This is a genomic window from Pseudomonas sp. JL2, assembly GCF_031570495.1.
Taxonomy (GTDB): Bacteria; Pseudomonadota; Gammaproteobacteria; order Pseudomonadales; family Pseudomonadaceae; genus Aquipseudomonas; species Aquipseudomonas rhizophila.
Map to the genome: position 1 here is coordinate 560,006 of NZ_JAKUDH010000001.1, position 23,741 is coordinate 583,746.

Sequence of the window (23,741 nt, forward strand, 5' to 3'; positions counted from 1 at the left end):
GTCTTGTTTGTTTGGGGCTACGCGTCTTGAACCATTCGGTTGCCCAGTACTTGTTGATCCGCATGGTAGGAAGATCGCATCAATGGACCCGACGCGACATTGCTGAAGCCCATGCGCAACCCTTCCTCGGCAAACCAGGCGAATACATCCGGGTGGACGAAACGCTGGACGGGCAAATGGCTGCGTGAAGGTTGCAGGTACTGCCCCAACGTCAACATGTCGATACCGTGCTCACGCATACGCTGCATGACTTCAATCACCTCCTCATCCGTCTCACCCAGCCCGAGCATCAAGCCGGACTTGGTGGGCACACCAGGTACGCGTTTCTTGAAGTTGTCCAGCAGGTCCAGCGACCAATCGAAATCCGAACCTGGGCGGGCCGCCTTGTATAGCCGCGGTACTGTTTCCAGATTGTGGTTGAACACATCGGGCGGCTCCTGCTCGGTGATTGCCAGGGCCACGTCCATACGTCCGCGGTAATCGGGCACCAGGGTTTCGAGCTGCACGCCCGGTGACAGTTTTCGAATCTCGCGAAGGCATTCAACAAAGTGCCCTGCTCCGCCGTCTCGCAGATCGTCGCGATCCACCGAAGTGATCACGACATACTTCAACCGCAAATCCGCAATGGCAGTCGCCAGGTTGCGTGGTTCATCGCCATCCAGCGGCTTCGGGCGCCCGTGCCCCACATCGCAGAACGGACAACGGCGGGTACAAATGTCCCCCATGATCATGAAGGTGGCAGTGCCTCCACTGAAGCACTCGCCGAGGTTTGGACAAGAAGCTTCTTCACAGACGCTGTGCAATTTGTGCTTACGCAGCAATGCCTTGATCCTCGCGACTTCGGGCGACGTGGAGATCGGTACGCGAATCCAGTCGGGTTTGCGCGGGATGTCTTCGGTGGGAAGAATTTTTACCGGAATACGCGCGACCTTCTCCGCGCCCCGCAGCTTGACGCCACCCTGCAAGGGCTCCGGCCGAAGACCAACCTTTTGCATGTCTGTCATTGCCCTGCTCCCAGGAAAATTGCACCCGTGTTAACCACGGTAGTAACGCTGCGCCACAAACGGCGTTTTGACGACTTCCATAGCCACAGGCTTACCCCGCACCAGCGCGAACACCTCCGTGCCAAGGGCGGCGTAGGCCCTCTCTAAATAGCCCATCGCGACCGGCCCGCCAAAGCTGGGGCCGAAACCACCGCTGGTGATTTGACCGATCAATTCTTGCTGTGCGTTGATGATCTTCGTCCCCTCACGTACAGGTGTGCGATCTTTCGGCAGGAACCCGACTCGCTTGCTGGCCACGCCATCGAGTTGCTGGGCAAGGATACGTTCCGCACCCAGGAAGCCGCCGGCACGAACACCATCGGCGCGTCGCGCTTTGGAAATGGCCCAGGTCAGGCTGGCTTCGATGGGCGTCATGTCCGGATTCATATCATGGCCGTACAGACACAGGCCGGCTTCAAGTCGCAACGAATCCCGGGCCCCCAAGCCGATCGCCTTCACTTCTGGCTCGGCCAGGAGTGAACGGGCCAACGTGGTCGCCTGCTCGACCGGTACGGAAATTTCGTAACCGTCTTCGCCGGTGTAGCCCGAGCGACTGACATAGCAATCGATGCCAAGCAAGCGCATCTGCGCAAATTGCATGAACGTCATGCTTTTCACATCAGGCGCCAGACGTGCCAGCACATCGGCAGCGCGGGGCCCCTGAAGCGCGAGCAATGCGCGGCTTTCGAACAGCGACTCGACCTCGCAATGGCCCTGCAAGTGCTTGGTTAGATGCGCAAGGTCCTGATGCTTGCAGGCGGCATTTACCACCAGGAACAAATGATCACCGGCGTTCGCCACCATCAAGTCATCGAGAATGCCGCCGTCCTCATTGGTGAACAGTGCATAACGTTGCATGCCCACCGGCAGGTCGACGATATCCACTGGCACCAGGGCTTCCAGCGCCAGGGCGGCATAGGCTCCGTGCAGACGTATCTGCCCCATGTGCGATACATCGAACAGGCCTGCCTGTGCGCGCGTGTGTTGATGTTCTTTCATCACTCCCAACGGGTATTGCACCGGCATCTCGTAGCCCGCGAAGGGCACCATGCGTGCACCCAGCTCCAGGTGCAAAGCGTGCAATGGCGTACGCAACAATTCTTCGTTGAACATGGGTGACTCCTGGAATGAATGGAATGGCTGTCAGGAGGCTGTGAGCTCACGGCCAGGCCATCCCAATAGGGAATGCAGGCCTGCGTCTCGAATGCTGATCCGTGATCAGGCCTGATACACCGGGAACAACGCGCACAACCCGGCCACTTGCCGCGCGACATGCGCCTCGACATCAGCATCGCCAAGGTTGTCCAGGATGTCGCAGATCCAGTTGGCCAACCCCACGCACTCAACGACCTTGAAGCCACGCGTGGTGACGGCGGGCGTACCGATGCGCAGACCGGACGTCACGAAAGGCGATTGCGGGTCATTAGGAACGGCATTTTTGTTGACGGTGATACGAGCACGACCCAACGCGGCATCGGCGTCTTTGCCGGTAATCCCCTGGCGGATAAGGCTAACCAGGAACAGATGATTGTCAGTGCCGCCGGACACGACGTCGTAACCTCGCTGCTTGAAGACGTCAGCCATGGCTTGTGCGTTGCGAATGACCTGCAACTGGTAGTCCGTGAAACCCGGCGCCAATGCTTCCTTGAAGCACACAGCCTTGGCCGCAATAACATGCATCAATGGCCCGCCTTGCCCGCCCGGAAACACCGCCGAGTTGAGTTTTTTTTCCAGCTCCGGGTCGGCCTTGGCGAGAATCAGTCCACCGCGGGGACCGCGCAGGGTCTTGTGCGTGGTAGTGGTGACCACGTCGGCGTAAGGCACCGGGTTCGGGTACAGGCCAGCAGCCACCAGACCGGCGACGTGCGCCATGTCAACGAACAGGTATGCCCCAACCTTGTCGGCAATGGCGCGGAAACGCGGAAAGTCGAGGGTTTTCGAATAGGCTGAGAAACCCGCGACGATCATTTTTGGCTTGTGCTCGACCGCTAGACGTTCTACCTCGTCATAGTCGATCAGGCCATTAGCATCGATGCCATACTGGACAGCGTTGTACAGCTTGCCGGACGAACTGACCTTCGCCCCATGCGTCAAGTGACCACCGTGAGCCAGACTCATGCCCAGGAGCGTATCGCCGGCTTGCAGCAAGGCCAGATAGACCGCCGCATTGGCCTGCGAACCGGAGTGCGGCTGAACGTTGGCGTAACCGGCACCGAATAGCGCCTTGGCTCGATCGATCGCCAACTGCTCGACCACGTCGACATGTTCACAGCCGCCGTAGTAGCGCTTGCCGGGATAACCCTCGGCGTATTTGTTGGTCAACTCGGTCCCCTGAGCCTCCATCACTTGCGGGCTTGCGTAGTTCTCCGAGGCGATCAATTCGATGTGGTCTTCCTGGCGCTTCGCTTCGCGATGAATGGCCTCAGCGAGCACGGGGTCGAAATCGGACAGGGTCAGACTTTTATGGAACATGGTGAGCTTTCCTTTTTTTGTTTGAGTACACACAGCGCACTGGCATGAAGGCCCGGACAGGGTCCGGGCACAATCATCAAGCGTCTTGATAAATCGAAATTGGCGGACAGGCACAGGCCAGATTGCGGTCGCCATACACGTTGTCGACCCGACCGACCGGCGGCCAGTATTTGCTGTCGCGCAGCGACTCGAGCGGGTACACCGCCAACTCGCGGCTATAGCAATGCGGCCACTCATGGACCAGTTCGGCAGCGGTGTGTGGCGCATTTTTCAATGGGTTGTCGTGCGGATCGAGATCACCGCTTTCCACTGCGCGAATTTCTTCGCGGATGCAGATCATCGCTTCGCAGAACCGGTCCAGCTCTTCCAGGGATTCACTCTCGGTCGGCTCGACCATCAGCGTGCCCGCCACCGGAAATGACATGGTTGGGGCATGGAAACCGAAGTCGATCAGCCGCTTGGCCACGTCTTCCACGCTGATGCCGCTGGTCTCCTTGATCGGGCGCAGGTCGAGGATGCACTCGTGCGCGACCAGTCCATTCTCGCCGGTGTAGAGCACTGGGTAGTGATCCTCCAGCCGCCGGGCAATGTAGTTGGCGCTGAGGATGGCCAGTTGCGACGCACGCTTGAGGCCTTCCCCGCCCATCATGCGCATGTACATCCAGGTGATCGGCAGGATGCTGGCGCTGCCAAAGGCTGCGGCGCTGACTGCACCTTGCTTGCGCGCCATGGTTTCGTGCCCTGGCAGGAACGGCGCCAGGTGTGCCTTGACGCCGATGGGTCCAACGCCTGGCCCGCCTCCTCCGTGGGGAATGCAGAAAGTCTTGTGCAAATTCAGGTGCGAGACATCACCCCCAAATTTGCCCGGCGCACAGAGCCCGACCATGGCGTTCATGTTGGCGCCATCGATGTACACCTGGCCGCCGCGTTCATGCACGATCGCGCAGATCTGGCGGATGCCGTCTTCAAACACGCCATGGGTCGACGGGTAGGTAATCATCAATGCCGCCAGGCGCTCTTCGTGCAGTTGCGCCTTGTACTCCAAGTCGGCGATGTCGACGTTGCCCCTGGCATCGCAATCGACCACGACCACGCGCATACCGGCCATTTGTGCGGTGGCCGGGTTAGTGCCATGGGCCGACGAAGGGATCAGACAGACATCGCGATTGGCTTCGCCACGACTGGCGTGATACGCACGAATGGCGAGCAGCCCTGCGTACTCGCCCTGCGAGCCAGCATTGGGTTGCAACGACATGGCGTCGTAACCCGTCGCCGCGCACAGCATCTGCTCCAGCTCCTTGATCAGTTGCTGATAACCCCGGGCTTGCTCGCCCGGCGCGAACGGATGCAGGGCGCCAAACTCTGGCCAGGTGATCGGGATCATTTCGCTGGCGGCATTGAGCTTCATGGTGCAGGAGCCCAACGGAATCATGGTGCGGTCTAGCGCCAGGTCCTTATCCGCCAGTCTGCGCAGATAGCGCATCAACTCGGTTTCCGAGTGATAGCGATTGAACACTTCGTGCTGCAGGATCGGTGTCTCACGCAACAACGACAGTGGCAGGCAATCGCCAGTGGTTTTCGCCAGGGCGAGGAAGTCCGGCAGCGACTGTCCTTTGACGGCAAACACGGCCCAGAGGGCCTCTACGCTTTGTTGCTCGCAGGTTTCGTCCAGCGACAGACCGACGCGAGGTGGGTCGATGACACGTAGGTTGATCCCCGCCGACCTGGCCGCGTCATGTACGGTTTGCACCGGGATTGCCGACACGACACTGAGAGTGTCGAAGAAATGCTGTTGCTCGACCCGATGCCCCAGTTGTTCCAGGCCCTGGGCCAGGATCGACGTCAAGCGATGCACGCGGCGGGCGATGCCTGTCAGACCTTTGGGGCCATGGTAGACCGCGTACATGCTGGCGATATTGGCCAACAGCACTTGCGCGGTGCAGATGTTGCTCGTGGCTTTCTCACGACGAATGTGTTGCTCACGGGTTTGCATCGCCAGGCGCAGCGCCGGGTTGCCATGGTGGTCGATGGAGATGCCTACCAGGCGCCCGGGCATGTCGCGCTTGAACTCATCGCGTGTCGCAAAGTAAGCGGCGTGCGGGCCACCGAAACCCAGGGGCACGCCGAAGCGTTGGGCACTGCCCAACACCACATCGGCACCAAATTCACCCGGCGGTGTCAGCAGGGTCAATGCCAGCAGATCGGCCGCCACCGCCACCAATGCACCGGCCTGGTGGGCGCGCTCGACCAGCGAACGATGATCGACGATCTCGCCGGTACTGGCCGGATATTGCAACAGCAGGCCGAAATAACCGTCGAGCCCTTCTTTCTCCAGTTCGGACTCGTCGCCGATCACAATCTCGATGTTTAGCGGTTCGGACCGGGTGCGCAGCACGTCGAGGGTCTGCGGATGGCAGTGGCGCGAGACAAAAAAAGCCGGCGCTTTGTTTTTTGCCAAGCGCTTGCAGAAGGTCATGGCTTCGGCGGCCGCCGTCGCTTCATCGAGCAACGAGGCGTTGGCGATTTCCATTCCGGTCAAGTCGCTGATCAAAGTCTGGAAATTCAGCAGTGCTTCCAGACGACCTTGGGAAATTTCCGGTTGATACGGTGTGTACGCAGTGTACCAGCCCGGGTTCTCCAGCAGGTTTCGCAGGATCGGCGTCGGCGTATGGCAAGGGGAATAGCCTTGGCCGATGTGGGTGCGCAACAGCTGGTTTTTGCCGGCAATGGCCTTGATTGCGGCCAGGGCCTCGGCTTCGCCCTGCCCCGCCGATAACTCGAGCACACTGGTGCCCTTGATGCTCTGTGGAACGACGCTGTCGATCAGGGCTTCCAGCGAGTCATGACCGATCAACGACAACATGGCGCTAATGTCTTCGTCGCGAGGACCGATGTGCCGGGCAATGAATTCGTTGTCCGTGCCCAGGGGAATCTGTGGCTTGTTCATCTCACCCCTCCCGACTCAGGCGTTTTCGACCAGGAAACGGTCATAACCTTCCTGATCCATCAGATCGTTGAAGGCATCCAGATTGTCGACACGGATACGGAAGAACCAGCCATCGTTCATCGGCGAGGCATTGACCTGCTCGGGATCATCGACCAGCGCCTGATTGATCGCGACCACATCTCCGGTCAACGGCATGCTGATATTGCTCGCGGCTTTCACCGACTCCAGCACCGCCACCTCATGTCCTTCGGCAAATGGCCCCAGATCTGGCAATTGCACGAAAACCACGTCACCCAATGCTTCTTGAGCAAAGTGTGTAATGCCGACAGTCAATTCGCCGGAAGCTTCCAGACGTAACCATTCATGCTCGGAAGTGAAACGCAGCGTGCTCATGGATTTTCCTCTTGTTATCAGTGTGTCCCGATTTCAGGACGAATGAGCCGGCAGGTAGTCGGCATTGGCTGACAGAACAAGAGCAAAGGAAATGCCATCTTTATATTTTTTATATTTATCAGATAGTTATTAAGGAAAAACAAATTATTCGGGATTCTGTGGAGCGAAATCGCTCCACAGCGAACGTGGGCTTGCGCCCAAAAAGCAAGGGTTAAGTCAAGGCACACGGTGTCTACCTGACATTGGAGCGAAAACGCTCCAATGGAACGTAATCGAACCAGTAATCAGGAGACAGCTACGAACGAGAACCTATGCCGTATTTGCGTAACCGCTGCCCAATAGCGGTGTGCGACGTTTGCAGACGATGCGCCAATTGCCGGGTTGAGGGATAGGCCAGATAGAGGCTCTCCAATAGCGACTTCTCGAAATTCTGCACAGCCGCTTCCAGGCTGATTATTCCTTGCGAATCTGCTTTCTGACTGATCAGTTCAGTACCGGCGAGCTCAAGCCCGTCGCTGTCGATCACGTCCCCTTCGCAGATTGCGGCCGCTCGGAAAATGACGTTCTGCAACTGGCGAACATTACCTGACCATTGGTTTCCTAATAACAGTGGATGGGTCGATGGCGCCAACCGGCAGGGCGAACGCTGAATCTGTTCGCAGGCCTGGCGCAAGAAATGTTCAGCCAACAGCAGAATGTCCTGTCCACGCTCGCGAAGCGCAGGCACCATCAGGTTAAGGACGTTGAGTCGGTAGTAAAGATCTTCGCGAAAGCTACCCTCAGTCACCATTAGTTCGAGATTTCGATGGGTGGCGCACAGCACCCGCACGCTGACATGCACCTCGCGATCACCACCGACGCGGCGGAAGCAGCCATCACTGAGAAAGCGCAGCAATTTTGCTTGCAGGTACGGTGACATCTCGCCTACCTCATCTAGAAATACCGTACCCCGATCCGACAGCTCCAACAGCCCAGGCTTGCCGCCTCGCTGTGCCCCGGTAAACGCACCGGCGGCGTAGCCGAACAGCTCACTCTCGGCCAGGCTTTCCGGCAGCGCTGCACAGTTCAGGGCTAGGAACGGTGCGTCTCGTCTTGCACTCATGGTGTGACAGGCCCTCGCTACAAGTTCCTTACCCGTCCCCGTCTCGCCCTGAATCAACAACGGTGCGTCCAGCCCGGCAACCTTGTGCAGTCGCGTCTTGAGCTGTGCTAGCACCGGCGACTTCCCCAGTAAAGCGTCCAGCCCTTCCGCATGATCGTGATGCAGAGAAGCCAGGCGCTCACCGATACGGCTCGGAGGGTAAAGCGTCAACAATCCACCCGCGAGCAAACGCGAACTCTGTGTCGTACCGATAATGGGAGTGGCGTCAAGCAACAGGTCGTGTCCTTTGAAATTGACCTCACACATCGGCAACCGAAAGCTTTTGTCCAACAAGGCCCTTGTGAAGTTCGGTGCTGTGAACAAATTCGAAAGGGGCTCTCCCGTTGGATCGCTGCCATAAAGACTGATCAGTTCGGGATTGGCCAACAGGACATACCCCCCCGGATCAACCGCCAATACCGGATCGCTCATAGCGGCTAACAACGCATCAAGTTGAAGACGGCGACATTGACCCGGGAGCATGTCGACCAGCTCCACAGCTTTGACGCCTTCTACTCGTAATAACGCATAATTGAGCTCGTCCAGCACCGTCTGACTCAGGTCTGGCGCATCGATGTAGACGTTAGGTGGAATCATCTCCACCGCGTCCAAGTTGAGGTTTCGCGCGCCGAGCAGTGCCAGCACTTCTTGGGTAATACCGACGCGATCATTGAATGTGACGTGGATTCGCATGATGCGCCTCGATCAAAGGGTTGGGGGAGTTTAAAGCTCCGCGATCAGAGAAAACCTACCGGTAAACGCTTGTTCAAAAGAAAGACAAGAATCCCGCATTCGAGATCCATTTCAAGTAAGTATTCAGGGATGCCCGTGCCAATTGATATTGAAAGCTTATGATGAAGCCGCCGACCTATCGCCTTTTTGCGCCAACTCCTACACTCAGAACAGATGAAACAGCTACCAGCGCAGGATAAGCCATAATGCACAAAACCCTGTGGGAGCGAGCCTGCTCGCGATAGCGATGGAACAGCCAGCCATGGTATTTCCTGAGACACCGCTATCGCGAGCAGGCTCGCTCCCACAGGTTTTTCGTCAGTCCTATTGCCCACAGGAGCACAGCATGACCGCAACCGTTCTTGTACTGGTTGAAACCGTCAACGAATACCTGCCGATTCTTGAGCGTCAGGGCTATCACTTAGAGTTGGCGCCAACGCCTGCCGAGCGCAAGACGGCGATTTACGAACATGGAGAACGGTTCAGCGCGGTTCTGACCCGCGGTCCCCTGGGTTTGACGGCCGAGGAAATTGCCGCCCTGCCCAACCTGAAAATCATCTGCGTGATCGGCGCCGGCTACGAGCAGGTGGACCTGCAGGCCGCCCATCAGCGCGGCATCGTGGTGACCAATGGCGCCGGGGTCAACGCGTCGTCGGTAGCCGACCATGCCATGGCGCTGTTGCTGGCGTTGGTGCGCGACATACCCCATTGCGATGCCGCCCTGCGACGGGGCGAATGGCCGAGGAGCGCGCGCCCTTCCCTGGCCGGTAAGCGGCTGGGCGTGTTGGGCCTTGGCGCGGTGGGCATGGCGATCGCCAAACGGGCCGCCCTGGGCTTTGACATGAGTGTCAGCTATCACAATCGCCGGGTACGCAACGACGTGCCCTACACCTTCTGCGCCACCCCCACGGAACTGGCGCGGGTCTCGGACTTCCTGATCATCGCCACGCCAGGCGGCCTGGATACCCGGCAGTTGATAAACAAGCAGACCCTCGATGCGCTCGGCCCAAAAGGATTCCTGGTGAACGTCGCCAGGGCCAGCGTGGTGGCCACCGCCGACCTGATCAGCGCCCTGGAACAACGGCGAATTGCCGGAGCGGCCCTGGATGTGTTCGATCACGAGCCCGAGGTGCCGCAGGCGCTGAAGAACCTGCCCAACGTCGTCCTCACACCCCACGTCGCAGGCCTGTCGCCGGAAGCCACCCGCGCTATGGTGGAGTTGGTGGGCCAGAACCTGACCGCGTTCTTTTCCGGCAAACCGGTACTGACGCCGGTGCGCTTGCCCGACGAGGAGCGTTAGAGAACGCCCAATAGCGTCCACACGCGCCGGGATTCGGCATCGGCACTGATCAGTTCGCCCAGCAGCTCGTTCAACGGTTTGTTGCCCCACTCCACGCCGCGCCGGATCAAATAGGGCACCGGACTGTGGGGTTCGGTGCGAGCCAGGTAGCCGGCGATGACCAGCAACTGGCGATAGGCTTCCTCGCGGCTGGCCGGCTCCTGAAAAGCCAGGGTTGCCGCGGCGCCCACCTGCGCTGGGGCGGTTTGCGGCGTCACCGGCGGTGGTGCTTGCGCCGGCACGACGGTGGGTTGCTGTGGGTTCATCGCAATGAACTCCTCTATCAATGTCAGCAAGGCCTGTATCACGTCCTGCAGGGAGGAATAGCCTGGGGCCTGATCGCCCAGGTAGGCATCACTCCAGGCTTCGAGCCGTTGCAGGTGCTGCAGGCTCAGCATCAGGCTGCCCTGGCGATGCAGCCAGAACGACAATGGCGTGGTGCGAATCAGTTCGCTGAGTTTTTTCTGGTCGTTGCGCGCCGCTTCCGCCGAGGCCTTGGCGTTTTTACTGTCGTTGACCAACACCTGCTGGCGCTGCAAGCGTTGCCAGTCGGCCAGGCAGAAACCGTCGAAATCAGGGTCCCGGCCATCGAACAAGGGCACCCGTGTCAGTAACACTTCGCTGTAGCGACGGGCCAGCCACTCCAGCGGAATGACCCGCCACGACGGGTCACCGTCATCGGCCCGGGGATACAGCTGCTCGGGGTAGCGCTCACACAGACCCGCCACCAACGCCAGGCTGCCCGGCAGTCCTTCCAGCCCGGTCAGGTGTAACCAGGCCTCCCCCAGCCACGCGCTGATCATCAAATCCTTGCTGCGCTCGAGCAGCAACGCAGTGGCGAGTCTTTCCAGTTCCGGCCATTGGGCGCGCTTGATCGACGATTGCCACACACCCGTGGGCAGGCTGGTGTCGTCCTCCCGGCGCAACTCGCGCAACTGGTCGAACTCCGGCTCGTAGCGCAGATCCTGGCCACAGGGCGATTCGGCGCTGATCGGCTCAAGCAACCGGGGGACGAGTTCGGGCAAAGGGGATATCGGCAAGCTCACAAGCCCTCCTCGCGGGTTGCGATGGCGGTGCTCGATGAGGTCGCCATGAAAGGTGAACGGGGGGCCTGGGTCGGCAGCGGAGCAATCGACAGCGGCAGCTTCGAACCCTGGCTCATCAGCGACAAACGCAGGAACATCTGGGTCTGTTGCGCCGTGGTCGCCTGGGTCTGGGCCGTCACGGGCAGTTGCAGGGTCAGCGGGAAGTCGGTGTAGTCGGCGTTCGGCTGGCGCTGGTTCGACACCAGTGAGCGCATCAGGCGCAGCAACGCCCACGGCCCCTGATACTCCCAGCCGGCTTCCAGATCGCGCACCACCAGGTCGGGTTGCAAGGGGTCGTTGGCCGGACGCTGGTAACCGTTACGGGCCCAGCGCAGGGTCAAACTCACCGGCTGGCCGACCATCCAGCGCAGGTTCTGCCCGGTTTCACCCGGGTAACTGATCTGTTGGTTGCCGGCGTTCAGCCCCCAGGCGATCACCTGATCCGCGCCGCGTTCCTGCTCGCGATCGGTTCGCCAGCGCACGTCCATTTCCACGCCGAGCAAGCCACTCTTGTCCCGCACGAACAGCGGCCCGAGCCAGGCACCGGCCTGTTTCAAACGGTTGAGAAAATCCTCCGCCGCCAATCGCTCCGGCGTCCGGCTCAACGCCAGTCCGGCCTGTGCCTGAGGCAGCCGCGTGTCGATCAGCTCCAGCAGGCGCTGGACCCGCGCCGGGTCGGCATCGCTGGCCCGCACATCCTGGGAAAACGGAAAGCGCCCGGCCAGGTACTGATTGAAATAATTGGCCAGGTCATTCCAGGCGGTCGCCGCCTGGTTCTGTTGCAGATACAGGCAGCGTTGCAAGGCACTTTGTTGCAGCGTGACGGTGCGCAGAGCCAGGTCGCCACGTCCGCCGGGCAGGCTGGACGTTTGCAGGATCTGCGCGCAGGACGTGGTGTCCATTTCGATGAAATCGCGGCTTACCAATTGCTCCAGTTGGGCAGCCGCACTGGCTGGGTTCTGGTTCTTGTATTTGAGCAGTTCGTCGTTGAGCGCCATGAACCGGGCGACCTGATCGTGCTCCAGGGCCGACAGGTTGTCCTGCTGGACAATCAGCCATTCCAACGCAGGCATGCGATGCTCGGCGATCTGTAGCATGGCGCCGAACTGCTGGTTCAGGCTCAGCTTCAGGTCCTGAGGATCAGTGGCGCCGTACAACTGCAAGCCGAAGTTCTTCGAGCCGTCCCAGCGTTGGACATCGGCACGTTGGGTGAACAGTGGCTGGGCGTCGATTTCGTTCAGGCCGCTCTGGATCTGCGCCAACGCGCGGCGGTTGAGCAGGCGCTGAAAACGAATCGCCAGATCGCTGCGTTTCACATCCATGAAGGCTTTTTGCAGGGCAACGGCCTGGGAGGTCTGCACATTGAAACTCATGCCCGGTAGCGGTTGCTCGCTGTCATCCAGACTCAGCCACATGGCCCGCGCCGCCGCGCTTTCAGCAGCCTCCATCAGCGCCCCACGATAATCCGGCGGGATGCGCGGCAGTTCTTCATTGGCGTAGCTCTGGTAGCTGGCGAAGTAGTTCAAGGCAACGCTGAAATCGTCGCTGTCACCCCGGCCCATCGAGTCGGCGTTACTGTCCGACGGCGCCTTCTGCATGGCCAACGCCACGAAGTCACGCTTGAACAGCGCTTGTACCGCGCCGTCCAGCGCCGTGACATGCTCCTGCAGCACCAGCAAACCGCTGCCCTGCTGGACCAACAGATTGTCCCTGGAACCGGTCTGGACGATCCACTGGTCGCGAAAGCTCTGCTGCAATTTTGCCGCCTGGCTCTGCAGATCCTGCTCAAGATCCGGCCCCAGCAGCGTGCTGTGGCCCACCTTGTCCATCAACTGGGTGTAACCGGGCACCAGGTCCTGCCCCTTGCCCCGGCCCCAGGCCGAGTTGGTCAGGCTGACGAGCCTTTGCAGGTCATCGACCAACGCCATCAGCTCTTCGAGTTCGCTCAAGGAGTTGCCGCCGCCGGCCTCAAGCCGTTGCAGATGCAGCTTCAGGTAACCGGCCTGACGCACGAAGTTGTCCGCCAGAAAGTAATGATCCAGCCAGCGCTGCATCAGGCCCATGAAGTTATCGGCAATCACCGGGCGCGCGGCGTTCAGGTCCAGGCCTTTCAAATCGCTATTCTGGGCATCGAACAGCACCCGATTGTAAAAACGCGCCCGGCTCAAGGTCCCGGTGTTGAGGTTCAACGACAGGGCGTTGTTGCTCAGTTGCACCAGCTCGTCCAACGGTGCCTTGGGGTTGTTCACCGCCTGGCTGAACATCTGGTTGTGCTGTTCCAGGCGCACCGCACGCTCAACCAGGTCCTTGGCTTTCACGTAACTTTGCCATTGCGCCGGATCTTCGCTTTCCACGTTGCCGCGCCGCTCGGTATTGCGGATGCCCTTGAGTTGTTCGAGGTCCGAGACCAGCAGGTCACGCAGCGGCAATATCCAATGATGGCGGGCGGTCATGCGCAAGCCGTTGTCCAGTTGTACGTCCACGGCGGAGAACCAGGAAGTCGGAAACACCACCGAGACGAAACGCCAGCGCGGGGCTTTTTCCAGCACGTTCCAGTAGTTCTGCACGTTGTGCCGGGTCGGCTCCAGTTGCGGCTTGTCGGGGTCGACCACGACATGGTTTTTGTGCGCGCTGAGGACCAACCGCGACAAGCCCTCGGCTTGCTCGACCGAATCGTGCCAGACCCAGACCATGCTCCCCAGCCAGACCACGCCGACCACCAGCGCCACCCCACCGCCCAGCCGATGCCAGCGCTGGCGCAAGCGCAGCAGGCGTGGCACCGGCTGGGCCAGGCCCCGCTCGGCCACCAGCCGGCGCGACCACAATTGCCGGGCGAACACCGTCTGGCGCAAAACGCTGTCGCTGGCGGTCAACCCATCGCCAGTGACGGCGGGCGCCTGGCTGGCGGTGAAATACACGCCACGAAAGCGTGGTGCCTCGCCTTGCGCGTTGCCCTGGAAAACCGGTTCCAGCAGCAGCTGCATGGCGCGCCGCAACCCTTCGAAACGCTCCGGCAACCCATACAGATCGCTGCTCAACTGCCCCGACAGCGCGCCGATTTCGATGATCGACTGGGACAATGCGGCGTTGACCTGATCCAGCGCCTGATCGCTCCATTGCGATTGCCACGCCGCCTCGGGCGAATATGGCGACGACCAGCCCAGCGTCGATTCCCGCGCCTGGGCGGGCAAGGCGCTGACCAGTTCCTGGAACCCCGGCAGTTCTTCCATCCCGGTGATCACCACGTACACCGGCAAGCTCAGACCGAACCGTTGCAAGAGGTCGATGAAACAGCGCCGGACCTTGAGACTCAGCTCGGTCGTCTGCTCGATGTCATCGAGCTTGCCGAACGGCACAGTCCAGATCACCGCATCCAGCGGCCGTCTGCTGCGCAGGCGCAGAATCAATCCCAACAGGCGCCACCAGTTGCCCCGCTGCATGTTCATGCCCTCATCGGGCAAAAACAGCGCCTGGGGCACCACCAGCACCGCGCCTTCGGCATCCGACCACCAGCGCCCGAACCACGCCGCCTTGTCTGTCGGCTGCAAACGCCACTGGGCGCACAACTGCGCGCCATCGGCCTCGTTGCCCAGCATCAACAACCAGGGCATCTGATAGCGGTCCCGAGTGCCTTGCTCCTGCTCCATGTGGCGCACCGCGCCATAGAAGCTGCGGATAGCCGCGCCGCCCTGGGTGCGCAGCCACCAGATCGCCGCCGCAATCAGCAGCACCGCGACTATGGCGAGCAACACCAGGGCGACGATGCTCAAGAGGCTCATGAGTCCTGCTCCTGAACCACCGACTCGTTCAGTTGCAGCACCGGTTCAAGCTCTGATTGGATGTCACGCCAGAACACCTGCCCCAACCCGGTCAGCAGCAACACCATCGCCAGGATCACCAGGCCCAGGCGCAAACCGTCCGGCAACGACTGTTGAACCGGGACACGTATCGGTGTGGCCGCCGCAGACATCGCCAGGCGCTGGCTGACATCGACATAATCGGGCTCGTGCTGCCAGGCGAACGTGAACAGCGCCACACGCCATTTTTCGTGCTGGACCTGACCGGGCTCGCCCCGCAATCGGCCCTGAAAACCGAGAATCAGACACTGCAGGTACACGTTGGCCAGGTCCCGGGTGCCGGGCATCTGCTCATCGAGCAGTTTCTTGATGGCAGCCGGCAACCGTTCGCCGGCCTGACGGCTGGAGTACATGCGCGACTCGAGGGGATGCTGCTGCCAGGCCAGTTGTCCCGGCCATGGGGTGAACAGCAAGGTCTCGTCCACCAGCGCCACGAAGGCGTAGACCAATGCCTTGACCTGCTCGGTGGCCGCATCGCCCACGGTGGCAAAGGCCACCCGCCACAACCGCTGGGCGCTTCGACCGGAAAACTCCACCACCCGGCTGACCAATACCGCGGGGTCGCTGTCCTTGGGCAGGTCCTGCCAGTCCTGGGACCACTTCAGCCAAGCCTGACGAAACGCACTGCTCAGCGGTGCCTCATGCAGACTCCGAACCGCCCCGCCACTTCCGTCAGGCATACGACTCCCCTTTTACGATCAGGCGCTTTCACCGGCTTGCGCCACAAACAACACCACTTGCCACGGACTGCTGGCCTGATGCGAGGCCGGCGCTACGATGTGCAACGGCAATTGCCCATCGAACCATTGCCCGCTGGCGGCCACCACGAACAACCGGGTGTCGTCACCCACGCTGTAGGCCACCTGTTCGTTGCGGCTCATGGCCTGATGGGGCAGACCGCTCATGCGTTGGCGACTCAACAGCGGGATGTGCGGCGCCGACGCGATGATCGCCCCGCGCAGCCAATCGGCCGCGGCTTGCTCACTGGCGCCGTTGGGCATACGCAGGCCGATCACCAGGCGCTGGTTCGGCTGGTCGTCGGGCAACTGGATCGAGAACACCTGGTCATCGCGCTCGAAGGCCAGGCTGCGATAACCGGCGCGGACCAGCTCCAGAGTGTTTTCCAGCCAGTCCAGCAGCGGCTCATAGCCGCGTTGCAACTCAAGAAAATCCAATGGCGCAAAGGCCGGGACACCGGCCAGCGGATCGAGCGCCGCCCAGCTGCCGGCCAGCCCCAACAGCAGACCATGCAAGGCCTGGGGTGTCGCCACCCGAGTGTTCAGCGCGCCTTCGACTTCCGGCAAACGCGCCCACAACGCAGTCAATTGACGGCGAATCTCCATGGCATCGTCCTGGTTACCGGCCGCTTGGGCCTGACGCAGGCGCCCGGCCAGGAACAGGCATTTCTCCCGAGCCCTGGCACACAGCCCGACCACTCGCCGACCAAGAATTGATTCCGGCAACAGGATCGGCGTCGGCGGTGTGTAGGCCACCCGCAGGAAACCGCCGCCCTCCTTGCGGATGCGCAACAGCGGCAGGCAGATCGAGTCGGCCTTGCTCAGTTGTGTGCACAGCCGAGGGTTCGGCCGCCACACCGTGATGGACTCGGGGAACTCGCCGCTGGTGAGGTCCGGCAAGGCGTCACCCACTACCGATTGCAGCCGGCCCTTGAGCGGCAGCAATTGCCCGGCGCGCCAGAGCGGACTGATGGCCAGGTACACGGTCACCGTCGCGTCGTCGGTCTTGTTCACCGCTTCGGTGATGTCCAGCTCCAGGGTCGGCCCGACCCCGGCCTGCACGTTGACCGGCAACCCGTCCGGCAAGGTGCCCTGCAGCTGCAACAGCCGGACCTGGCCGGCACTGAGAGCCGAAGGGTCGACCTCAAGCTGGCTGACACCCCAGAACCAGGGGTTGCAGGCGCCGGCAAAATGCGCGGCCAGGGCTTCGGCGCGCAGGCCTTGCAATTGGAAGTGCTGGGGCAGCAACTGCATGCCCTCGTGCCAGCAAACCGCGTCAGGTAACAGACTCATACGACTCCCTTCGACATCCCAATGACGCCGCCCCTGGGCGGCCCGCGGTCACTCAAGGCTGACTGGCAAGTTGGCCATCGTTCACCAGGGTCATCTCACGACTTTCGAACTTCAGCCAGGCCTTACGCTGATCGTCCAGCCGAAGCCGGTGGGCTCCGGGAGTGTTATAGCTGGCGAAGACCAAAAGTCCAGCGGCGCGCCGGCCCTCCAGCGGGAAGGGTTGGCGGTCGATGAATTGCCCCGGCACCAGCTCCAGCCCCCACACCGACATGAGTTGACGATAGTCGCGCTGGAACTGTTCGCGCTCGGCAAACCACTGGCGCGCGCTGATTCCCGACAGCTGCTTGAGCAGATCCGGGTCGTTCACGGCGACAAAATCCACTGCGATGGGTGTGTCGTCATTGGCTCGGGGCGCGACGTCCAGGGTCAAACTGTCGAGGTCGACACTGGGAGCAAACAGCGAACAACCGGTGAGCGCGACGCTCAAAAAAAATCCGGAAAAAAGAACACGCAAAATGAATCTTCCTTTTCTCAGCGGTCAAAAATTGTTTTTGCTTGCATTTTTATAGACCTGTTCTAGCGTCTTGGGTAGTTCGACCCACACAGTCGAATGCACCAGGTTCGTCAAGGGAATGACAGGTCTACTGCCCTCCATTTGCAACCTGCGGATCAGCAAGGGAATGCGATGAGCGGGCCCCCCGATGCATTGCTCCCTACATGCATCGGAGTCGGCCGCCATGGCAGAAAGTACCCAGCACAAGCTCGACAGAGTCCGTCCTCCCCGCGTCCAGATCACCTATGACGTGGAAATCGGCAATGCCATCGAAAAGAAAGAATTGCCACTGGTGGTCGGCATTCTGGCCGACCTCTCGGGCAAACCACTGGACCCGCTGCCCAAGCTCAACGAGCGGCGCTTCACCGAAATCGATCGCGACAATTTCAACGAGGTACTGGCCTCCATCTCCCCTCGCGCCACGCTCCAGGTGAATAACACCCTCAGCGGTGACGACAGCAAGCTCAACATCGAACTCAACTTCCGTCACATCGACGACTTCGACCCGGTCAAGGTTGTGGAGCAGGTCACGCCCCTGCGCCGACTGTTCGAAGCCCGCCAGCGGCTGCGGGACCTGCTGACCAAGCTTGATGGCAACGACGACCTGGACAAGCTGCTGCGCGACGTGATCGCCAACACCGAAGGCCTGCAAGAGATCAAGTCAGCCCGCCCTCAGGATGCGCAAGACCTGCCGACCGAAGCCGCCAACGATGACCCAGCCCCGGCCGAACCACAGGCCTGATCGCGCTCATCACTCAAGGGAGATAAAGCCATGCCTGCGTCATCCAGCGCTCAAACCAGCGAGAGCACGACCCAGACCCTGTCCCTGCTGGACAAGATCATCGCCGAAGGCCGCATGGCCCACGACGACAGCCAGCAGGACTACGCCCGCGACATGCTGGCCGAATTCGCCACCCAGGTCCTCGACGAAGGCATGGCCATCGACAAGGACACCGTGGCCATGATCAACGACCGCATCAGCCAGATCGATCAGTTGATCAGCGCCCAGCTCAATGAAGTGCTGCACCACCCGGAACTGCAAAAACTCGAAGCCTCCTGGCGCGGCCTGCATCTGCTGGTGCAGAACACTGAAACCAGCACGCGGCTTAAACTGCGCTTGCTCAACGTGACCCAGAAAGAACTGCAGAACGATCTGGAAAAAGCCGTCGAGTTTGACCAGAGCGCGCTGTTCAAGAAGATCTACGAGGAAGAATACGGCACCTTCGGCGGGCATCCGTTCAGCCTGCTGGTGGGCGACTACACGTTTGGTCGCCACCCCCAGGACATCGGCCTGCTGGAAAAACTGTCGAACGTCGCCGCCGCCGCGCACGCGCCGTTCATTGCCGCCGCCAGCCCTCGGTTGTTCGACATGACCAGCTTCACTGAGCTGGCCGTGCCCCGTGACCTGTCGAAGATTTTCGAAAGCCAGGAGCTGATCAAATGGCGCTCGTTCCGCGAAAGCGAAGACTCGCGCTACGTGTCCCTGGTGCTGCCGCACTTTCTGCTGCGCCTGCCCTACGGCCCGGACACACTGCCGGTGGAAGGCATCAACTACGTCGAGGACGTCAACGGCACCGACCACAGTAAATACCTGTGGGGCAACGCCGCCTGGGCGCTGTCGCAACGCATCACCGAAGCCTTCGCCAAATATGGCTGGTGCGCAGCGATTCGCGGGGCCGAAGGCGGTGGCGCGGTAGCAGGCCTGCCGGCCCATACCTTCCGCACCAGCTCCGGGGACCTGTCACTCAAATGCCCGACCGAAGTGGCGATCACCGACCGGCGCGAAAAAGAACTCAACGACCTGGGCTTCATTTCACTGTGCCACAAGAAAAACAGTGACGTGGCCGTGTTCTTCGGCGGCCAGACCACCAACAAGGCTAAGCTCTACAACACCAACGAGGCCAACGCCAACGCGCGAATCTCGGCGATGTTGCCGTATGTGCTCGCCGCCTCGCGTTTCGCCCATTACCTGAAGGTCATCATGCGCGACAAAGTCGGCAGCTTCATGACCCGCGACAACGTGCAGACCTACCTCAATAACTGGATCGCCGATTACGTGCTGATCAACGACAACGCGCCGCAAGAGATCAAGGCGCAGTACCCGTTGCGCGAAGCGCGGGTGGACGTCACGGAAGTGGCGGGCAAGCCAGGGGCCTACAAGGCCACGGTGTTCCTGCGGCCGCACTTTCAGTTGGAGGAGCTGACTGCTTCGATCCGCCTGGTGGCGACCCTGCCGCCGCCGGTAGCGGCCTGACGGCTATGTAGCTATGTGGCGAGGGAGCTTGCTCCCGCTGGACTGCACAGCAGTCCCATAAAAGAGGGGGCCGCTGCGCGACCCAGCGGGAGCAAGCTCCCTCGCCACAGGTTCGGCGTTCGTCTTTAACAGATCGGTATTGGCCCCCCATCTCGTCTTATTCAGGAGTTCCACACAATGGATGCGATCATTCTCGACCTCGGCGGCGACATCAAGGGCGACAGCCTGCTCGAGGGCTTCACGGACAAAATCGAAGTCATGTCCTACAGCCACAACGTGGCGATGCAAGTCACCAATGACGTCAGCAACTCGGAACGTACGTCCGGCAGGCCCCACATCGGCGAATTCACCCTGACCAAATTCGTCGACAGTTCTACCCCCACCCTCAACGAATATTGCTGCGCCGGTAAACCGATCCCCGAAGCCATCATCACCATCGGTCGCAACGCTGCCGAAGGCAGCGGTCAGATCATGCCGTTCATCGTCTACACCCTGACCAACGTCGTGCTGTCCAACGTCAGCGTCAGTGGCGGTACAGGCGGCAAACCGGTGGAAACCCTGTCGCTGAACTTCACCAAGATCAAATGGGAACTCACCGCGCAGAAAGACGACGGCACCAAGGAAGGCACGGCGGGCACGACGTGGGACCTGGCGGCCAACAAGATGACCAAGTAAGGAAGCCGCGCCCATGGCTGGCTTCGGGCTTCGCCCTCCTCTGTTCGAACGCCTGGCCAGCCCGGCGCAAGACCCTGAGCGGGCGTTCGACCGGCAGGCGCTGCAGGACTCGGTTCATGCCGAACTGCTGCGCCTGTTCAACACCCGACGCGGCCCGAAGGCGCTGACCGAGCCGCCGAGCATTCTGGATTACGGCATCGCTGACTGGACGGCGCTACAACAGCAGCGCAGCGATGACCGTCGCCAACTGACCCGCGAGATCCGTCAGGCCATCAACCACTTCGAACCGCGCCTGCGATTGGGCGAGGTCCAGGTCAACCCTGTGCCGGGTCATCCCCAGCAACTGAACATACGGCTATTGGGCGAGTTGCGCGGTGATCAGCACTCATGGCCCGTGGCATTTGTCATCGAGCCCGCCGGCGATGGCCTTGAGGTACGACATGAGCGACTCGATTGACCCGCAACTGCTCGATTACTACCAGCGTGAACTGACCTGGCTGCGGCATGCCGGGAGCCTGTTCGCCGAACGTTACCCCAAGGTCGCCAGGCGCCTGGAGCTGTCTCCCGGTGAATGCCCGGACCCGCATGTCGAGCGACTGCTGGAGGGCTTCGCACTGCTGGCCGCCCGCTTGCAGCGAAGACTGGACGACGACTACGCCGAGTTCAGCGATGCCTTGCTCGAACAGCTTTACCCTCTGGCCCTGCGTCCTCTGCCGTCCTGCGCCATCGTGCAGTTCGAACCCGACCCGAGCAAAGGCAACCTCAATGAAGGCTATCCCCTGCCCCGGGACACGCCCTTGTTCGTCACCACCGACAAGGGGCAGAGCATTCATTTTCGCACCACGGCCGCCGTGCGCCTGTGGCCGGTCGAAGTCAGTGAAGCGTTGCTGCTGGGCAGCGATGAGGCTCAGGCGCTGACGGGGGTGGTGCAGGCGCGTTCCGCCTTGCGCCTGAACCTGCGTTGCCTGGGGGAAAGCCAATGGTCGACGCTGGGGATCGATTCTCTGCGGGTACACCTGGCAGCCTCACCAATGATCAACGCCTGGCTGTATGACCTGCTCTGCGCCCATGCCGTGAAGGTCCTGGCCGGCCCACCGGGCAGCGTGCCGGAACCCCTGACCGGCCTGCCGGAGATCGTCGGTTTCGCCAGTGATCAAGCCTTGCTGCCGGACGAGGACGGGGTGCATCCCGGCATGCGCCTGCTGGCGGAATACTTTGCCTTCCCCGACAAATTCGGCTTTTTCGACCTGCCACTGGCCGGGGCGACCAGCGACAGCCAGGCCTTGTACCTGTACATCGTGTTCGACCGCGCGCCCATCAGCCGCCTGCCGCTCCAGGCCAGCGACATCGCCCTGGGCTGCGCGCCAGTGATCAACCTGTTCCCCAGGACGTCCGAGCCGCTACGCCCGGACGGCACCCGCAGCGAATACCGCCTGGTGGCCGACAGTCATCGAGAGAACAGCGTCGAGATCCACAGCATCCGCGGCATGCGCGCGACGTCGAGCCAGGGGGTGCGCAAAGTGCCGGCCTATTACGGCAGCCAGCACGGCAACGACCAGGCCTATTACTGGCATGCGCGGCGAGTCAGCGGCATGAGCCCCAATCGCCTGGGCACCGATTTGATGGTCAGCCTGGTGGACACTCAGTTCGACCCGCTGGCTGACACGCGGGACTACAGCCTCACCGCCGAGTTGCTGTGCACCAACCGCCATCTGGCCCAGAGCCTGCCGTCCGGCACCGCGCTGGGTTTTGAGCGTCCCGGGCCGGTGGCCTGGGCTCGCCTGCGCAACCCGCCCAGCCCGCAGAGCCTGCCACGCCTGGATGGCGAATCGCGCTGGAGACTGGTGTCGCAATTGACCCTCAACCACCTGTCGCTGGTGGAAGGTCCCCAGGCTCTCGACGCGCTGCGGGAAATTCTCGAATTGCACAATCTGCGGGACGAGGCCAGCGCCCGGCGACAGATCGCCGGGGTGCTGGAACTGGCCTGTGACCGGGTCATCGCCCATGTCGGCGAAGACGCCTGGCGCGGGTGGCGCAACGGGTTGCAAGTAAGCCTGCAACTGGACCCGCAACACTTCGTCGGCAGCAGTGCCGTGCTGTTCTCCGGGGTGCTGGCGCAGTTCTTTTCCCTCTATGCCACCGCCAATCGTTTCGTGCGCACCGTGCTGGTTCAATCGGACAGGGAGGTGAAAACATGGCAACCCCAAGCCGGCAAACCCATGACGCTCTGAACCTGAGCGAACGTTTGCGGCGCGACCCGCATCGTTTCGAATGGCTTCAGGCATTGCTGGTGCTGGAGCGCGAACAGCCCCAGGCCGAAACCCTGGGCAGCGGCACCGCGCCCCACGCCGAAGCCCTGCGCCTGCGGGGACCGCTGACACCGCTGTTCGCCGCCAGTGAAGTCGAAAGCCTGAAGCAAGAGCCCGGCACGGCACCCATCCTGACCACGCCGATCTTTGGCCTCGGCGGCCCCGACGGCCCCTTGCCCTACGCCTATCAGGAATGGCTGCAACAACGGGCACGGGCGCGCGATCATGCGCCGGCGGAGTTTCTCGACCTGTTCCAGCATCGTCTGCTCAGCCTGCTCTACAAAGTGATGCGCAAACACCGCATCGCCCTGGGTTTTACCGCACCGGCGGCGTCTGCCGTGCAGGCGCAATTGCGTGCATTGACCGGCCTGCTGCCCAAGGCGTTGCAAGAACGCCAGGCCGCACCCGATGCGGGCGTGCTGGCGTGTACCGCACTGTACGCCGATGGCCGGCGCTCCCTGGCCGGGTTTGCAGCCATCGTGCGCGAACAGTTCGGGCTGCCGGTGGAACTGACCGCCTACAAAGGTGGCTGGCGCGAAATTCCTCCCGCCAGCCGCAGCCGCTTGCAGCCCGGCGGGCGCAACTTGCGCTTGGGCCACAGCGCGGTCGCCGGCACTCGGGTCTGGGACGAACATGCCGGCGTGCGCCTGACCCTCGGCCCGCTGACCGCGGTTCAGGCCAATGCATTGCTGCCCACCGGCGAGACCCATCCGTTACTCGCCAGCCTTTACGCCTTGTACTTCGGTCCCGATCTGGATTGCACCCTGGTGCTGCTGATCCGTGGCGCCGGGCCACTGCAACTGGTTCGCCAGGCGCCGCCACGATTGAGCTGGAACGGTGGCCTGCAACGCCAGCCGAACCTTGCCGTACAACGGATCGAAACTCGCCTTCGTCAGCCGGAGATCGCCTGA

Annotated in this window: 18 protein-coding genes; 7 read left to right on the top strand and 11 right to left on the bottom strand. The window is 61.5% G+C overall.

The window, feature by feature from the left end:
- Nucleotides 1-17: 17 nt before the first annotated feature.
- The 6 genes from lipA to MKS85_RS02570 all read right to left on the bottom strand — a co-directional run bounded on the left by lipA (nucleotide 18) and on the right by MKS85_RS02570 (nucleotide 8,689).
- Entirely contained in the window at nucleotides 18-1,004 is a 987-nt protein-coding gene (gene lipA / locus MKS85_RS02545) for a lipoyl synthase (protein WP_139049933.1), read from the bottom strand.
- A 30-nt stretch (nucleotides 1,005-1,034) separates the two neighbouring features.
- Nucleotides 1,035-2,156, bottom strand: a complete 1,122-nt coding sequence (gene gcvT / locus MKS85_RS02550) for a glycine cleavage system aminomethyltransferase GcvT (RefSeq protein WP_139049932.1) — start codon at nucleotides 2,154-2,156, stop codon at nucleotides 1,035-1,037.
- 105 nt (nucleotides 2,157-2,261) lie between these two features.
- Nucleotides 2,262-3,515: a serine hydroxymethyltransferase gene (gene glyA / locus MKS85_RS02555; RefSeq protein WP_139049931.1), complete on the bottom strand. Its 1,254-nt coding sequence runs from the start codon at nucleotides 3,513-3,515 to the stop codon at nucleotides 2,262-2,264.
- Nucleotides 3,516-3,591: 76 nt separating this feature from the next.
- Nucleotides 3,592-6,462 (bottom strand): aminomethyl-transferring glycine dehydrogenase, encoded by a 2,871-nt coding sequence (gene gcvP, locus MKS85_RS02560; RefSeq protein ID WP_310662644.1) that lies wholly within the window; start codon nucleotides 6,460-6,462, stop codon nucleotides 3,592-3,594.
- Between the two features lie 15 nt (nucleotides 6,463-6,477).
- Nucleotides 6,478-6,855: a glycine cleavage system protein GcvH gene (gcvH, locus tag MKS85_RS02565; protein ID WP_139049929.1), complete on the bottom strand. Its 378-nt coding sequence runs from the start codon at nucleotides 6,853-6,855 to the stop codon at nucleotides 6,478-6,480.
- A gap of 295 nt (nucleotides 6,856-7,150) precedes the next feature.
- The gene (locus MKS85_RS02570) at nucleotides 7,151-8,689 is read right to left on the bottom strand and encodes a sigma-54-dependent transcriptional regulator (protein WP_310662645.1); all 1,539 of its coding nucleotides are present in this window, start codon (nucleotides 8,687-8,689) and stop codon (nucleotides 7,151-7,153) included.
- Nucleotides 8,690-9,074: 385 nt separating this feature from the next.
- Here MKS85_RS02570 and MKS85_RS02575 point away from each other — a divergent pair, with 385 nt between their 5' ends.
- Entirely contained in the window at nucleotides 9,075-10,028 is a 954-nt protein-coding gene (locus MKS85_RS02575) for a 2-hydroxyacid dehydrogenase (protein ID WP_310662646.1), read from the top strand.
- On the opposite strand, the gene tssA is transcribed toward MKS85_RS02575, so the two are convergent.
- From tssA to MKS85_RS02600, 5 genes are read right to left on the bottom strand one after another with little or no spacing between them, the layout of a single operon-like run.
- On the bottom strand, nucleotides 10,025-11,113 hold the full coding sequence (tssA, locus tag MKS85_RS02580) for a type VI secretion system protein TssA (RefSeq protein ID WP_310662647.1): 1,089 nt from the start codon (nucleotides 11,111-11,113) through the stop codon (nucleotides 10,025-10,027). The two genes, MKS85_RS02575 and tssA, sit on opposite strands and share 4 nt — an antisense overlap.
- The gene (locus tag MKS85_RS02585; RefSeq protein ID WP_310662648.1) at nucleotides 11,110-14,931 is read right to left on the bottom strand and encodes a type VI secretion protein IcmF/TssM N-terminal domain-containing protein; all 3,822 of its coding nucleotides are present in this window, start codon (nucleotides 14,929-14,931) and stop codon (nucleotides 11,110-11,112) included. Before MKS85_RS02585 ends, tssA begins: the two co-directional genes overlap by 4 nt.
- Nucleotides 14,928-15,689 (bottom strand): DotU family type IV/VI secretion system protein, encoded by a 762-nt coding sequence (locus tag MKS85_RS02590; RefSeq protein WP_107322346.1) that lies wholly within the window; start codon nucleotides 15,687-15,689, stop codon nucleotides 14,928-14,930. The genes MKS85_RS02585 and MKS85_RS02590 overlap by 4 nt, the downstream gene beginning before the upstream one ends.
- 18 nt (nucleotides 15,690-15,707) lie before the next feature.
- Complete coding sequence (gene tssK, locus MKS85_RS02595) at nucleotides 15,708-17,039, bottom strand: type VI secretion system baseplate subunit TssK (RefSeq protein ID WP_310662649.1); 1,332 nt, start codon at nucleotides 17,037-17,039, stop codon at nucleotides 15,708-15,710.
- A 52-nt stretch (nucleotides 17,040-17,091) separates the two neighbouring features.
- Entirely contained in the window at nucleotides 17,092-17,553 is a 462-nt protein-coding gene (locus MKS85_RS02600; protein WP_160892236.1) for a type VI secretion protein, read from the bottom strand.
- A gap of 223 nt (nucleotides 17,554-17,776) precedes the next feature.
- Here MKS85_RS02600 and tssB point away from each other — a divergent pair, with 223 nt between their 5' ends.
- The 6 genes from tssB (at nucleotide 17,777) to tssG (ending at nucleotide 23,741) form a co-directional block, all read left to right on the top strand.
- Nucleotides 17,777-18,334 (top strand): type VI secretion system contractile sheath small subunit, encoded by a 558-nt coding sequence (tssB, locus tag MKS85_RS02605; RefSeq protein ID WP_047225738.1) that lies wholly within the window; start codon nucleotides 17,777-17,779, stop codon nucleotides 18,332-18,334.
- A 30-nt stretch (nucleotides 18,335-18,364) separates the two neighbouring features.
- Entirely contained in the window at nucleotides 18,365-19,846 is a 1,482-nt protein-coding gene (tssC, locus tag MKS85_RS02610; protein ID WP_047225737.1) for a type VI secretion system contractile sheath large subunit, read from the top strand.
- Nucleotides 19,847-20,023: 177 nt separating this feature from the next.
- Nucleotides 20,024-20,521, top strand: a complete 498-nt coding sequence (locus MKS85_RS02615; RefSeq protein ID WP_047225736.1) for an Hcp family type VI secretion system effector — start codon at nucleotides 20,024-20,026, stop codon at nucleotides 20,519-20,521.
- Between the two features lie 13 nt (nucleotides 20,522-20,534).
- Nucleotides 20,535-20,978, top strand: coding sequence for a type VI secretion system baseplate subunit TssE (gene tssE, locus MKS85_RS02620; protein ID WP_047225735.1), 444 nt, complete (start codon nucleotides 20,535-20,537; stop codon nucleotides 20,976-20,978).
- On the top strand, nucleotides 20,962-22,752 hold the full coding sequence (tssF, locus tag MKS85_RS02625) for a type VI secretion system baseplate subunit TssF (protein WP_173406897.1): 1,791 nt from the start codon (nucleotides 20,962-20,964) through the stop codon (nucleotides 22,750-22,752). The genes tssE and tssF overlap by 17 nt, the downstream gene beginning before the upstream one ends.
- Entirely contained in the window at nucleotides 22,716-23,741 is a 1,026-nt protein-coding gene (gene tssG, locus MKS85_RS02630; RefSeq protein WP_160892232.1) for a type VI secretion system baseplate subunit TssG, read from the top strand. Before tssF ends, tssG begins: the two co-directional genes overlap by 37 nt.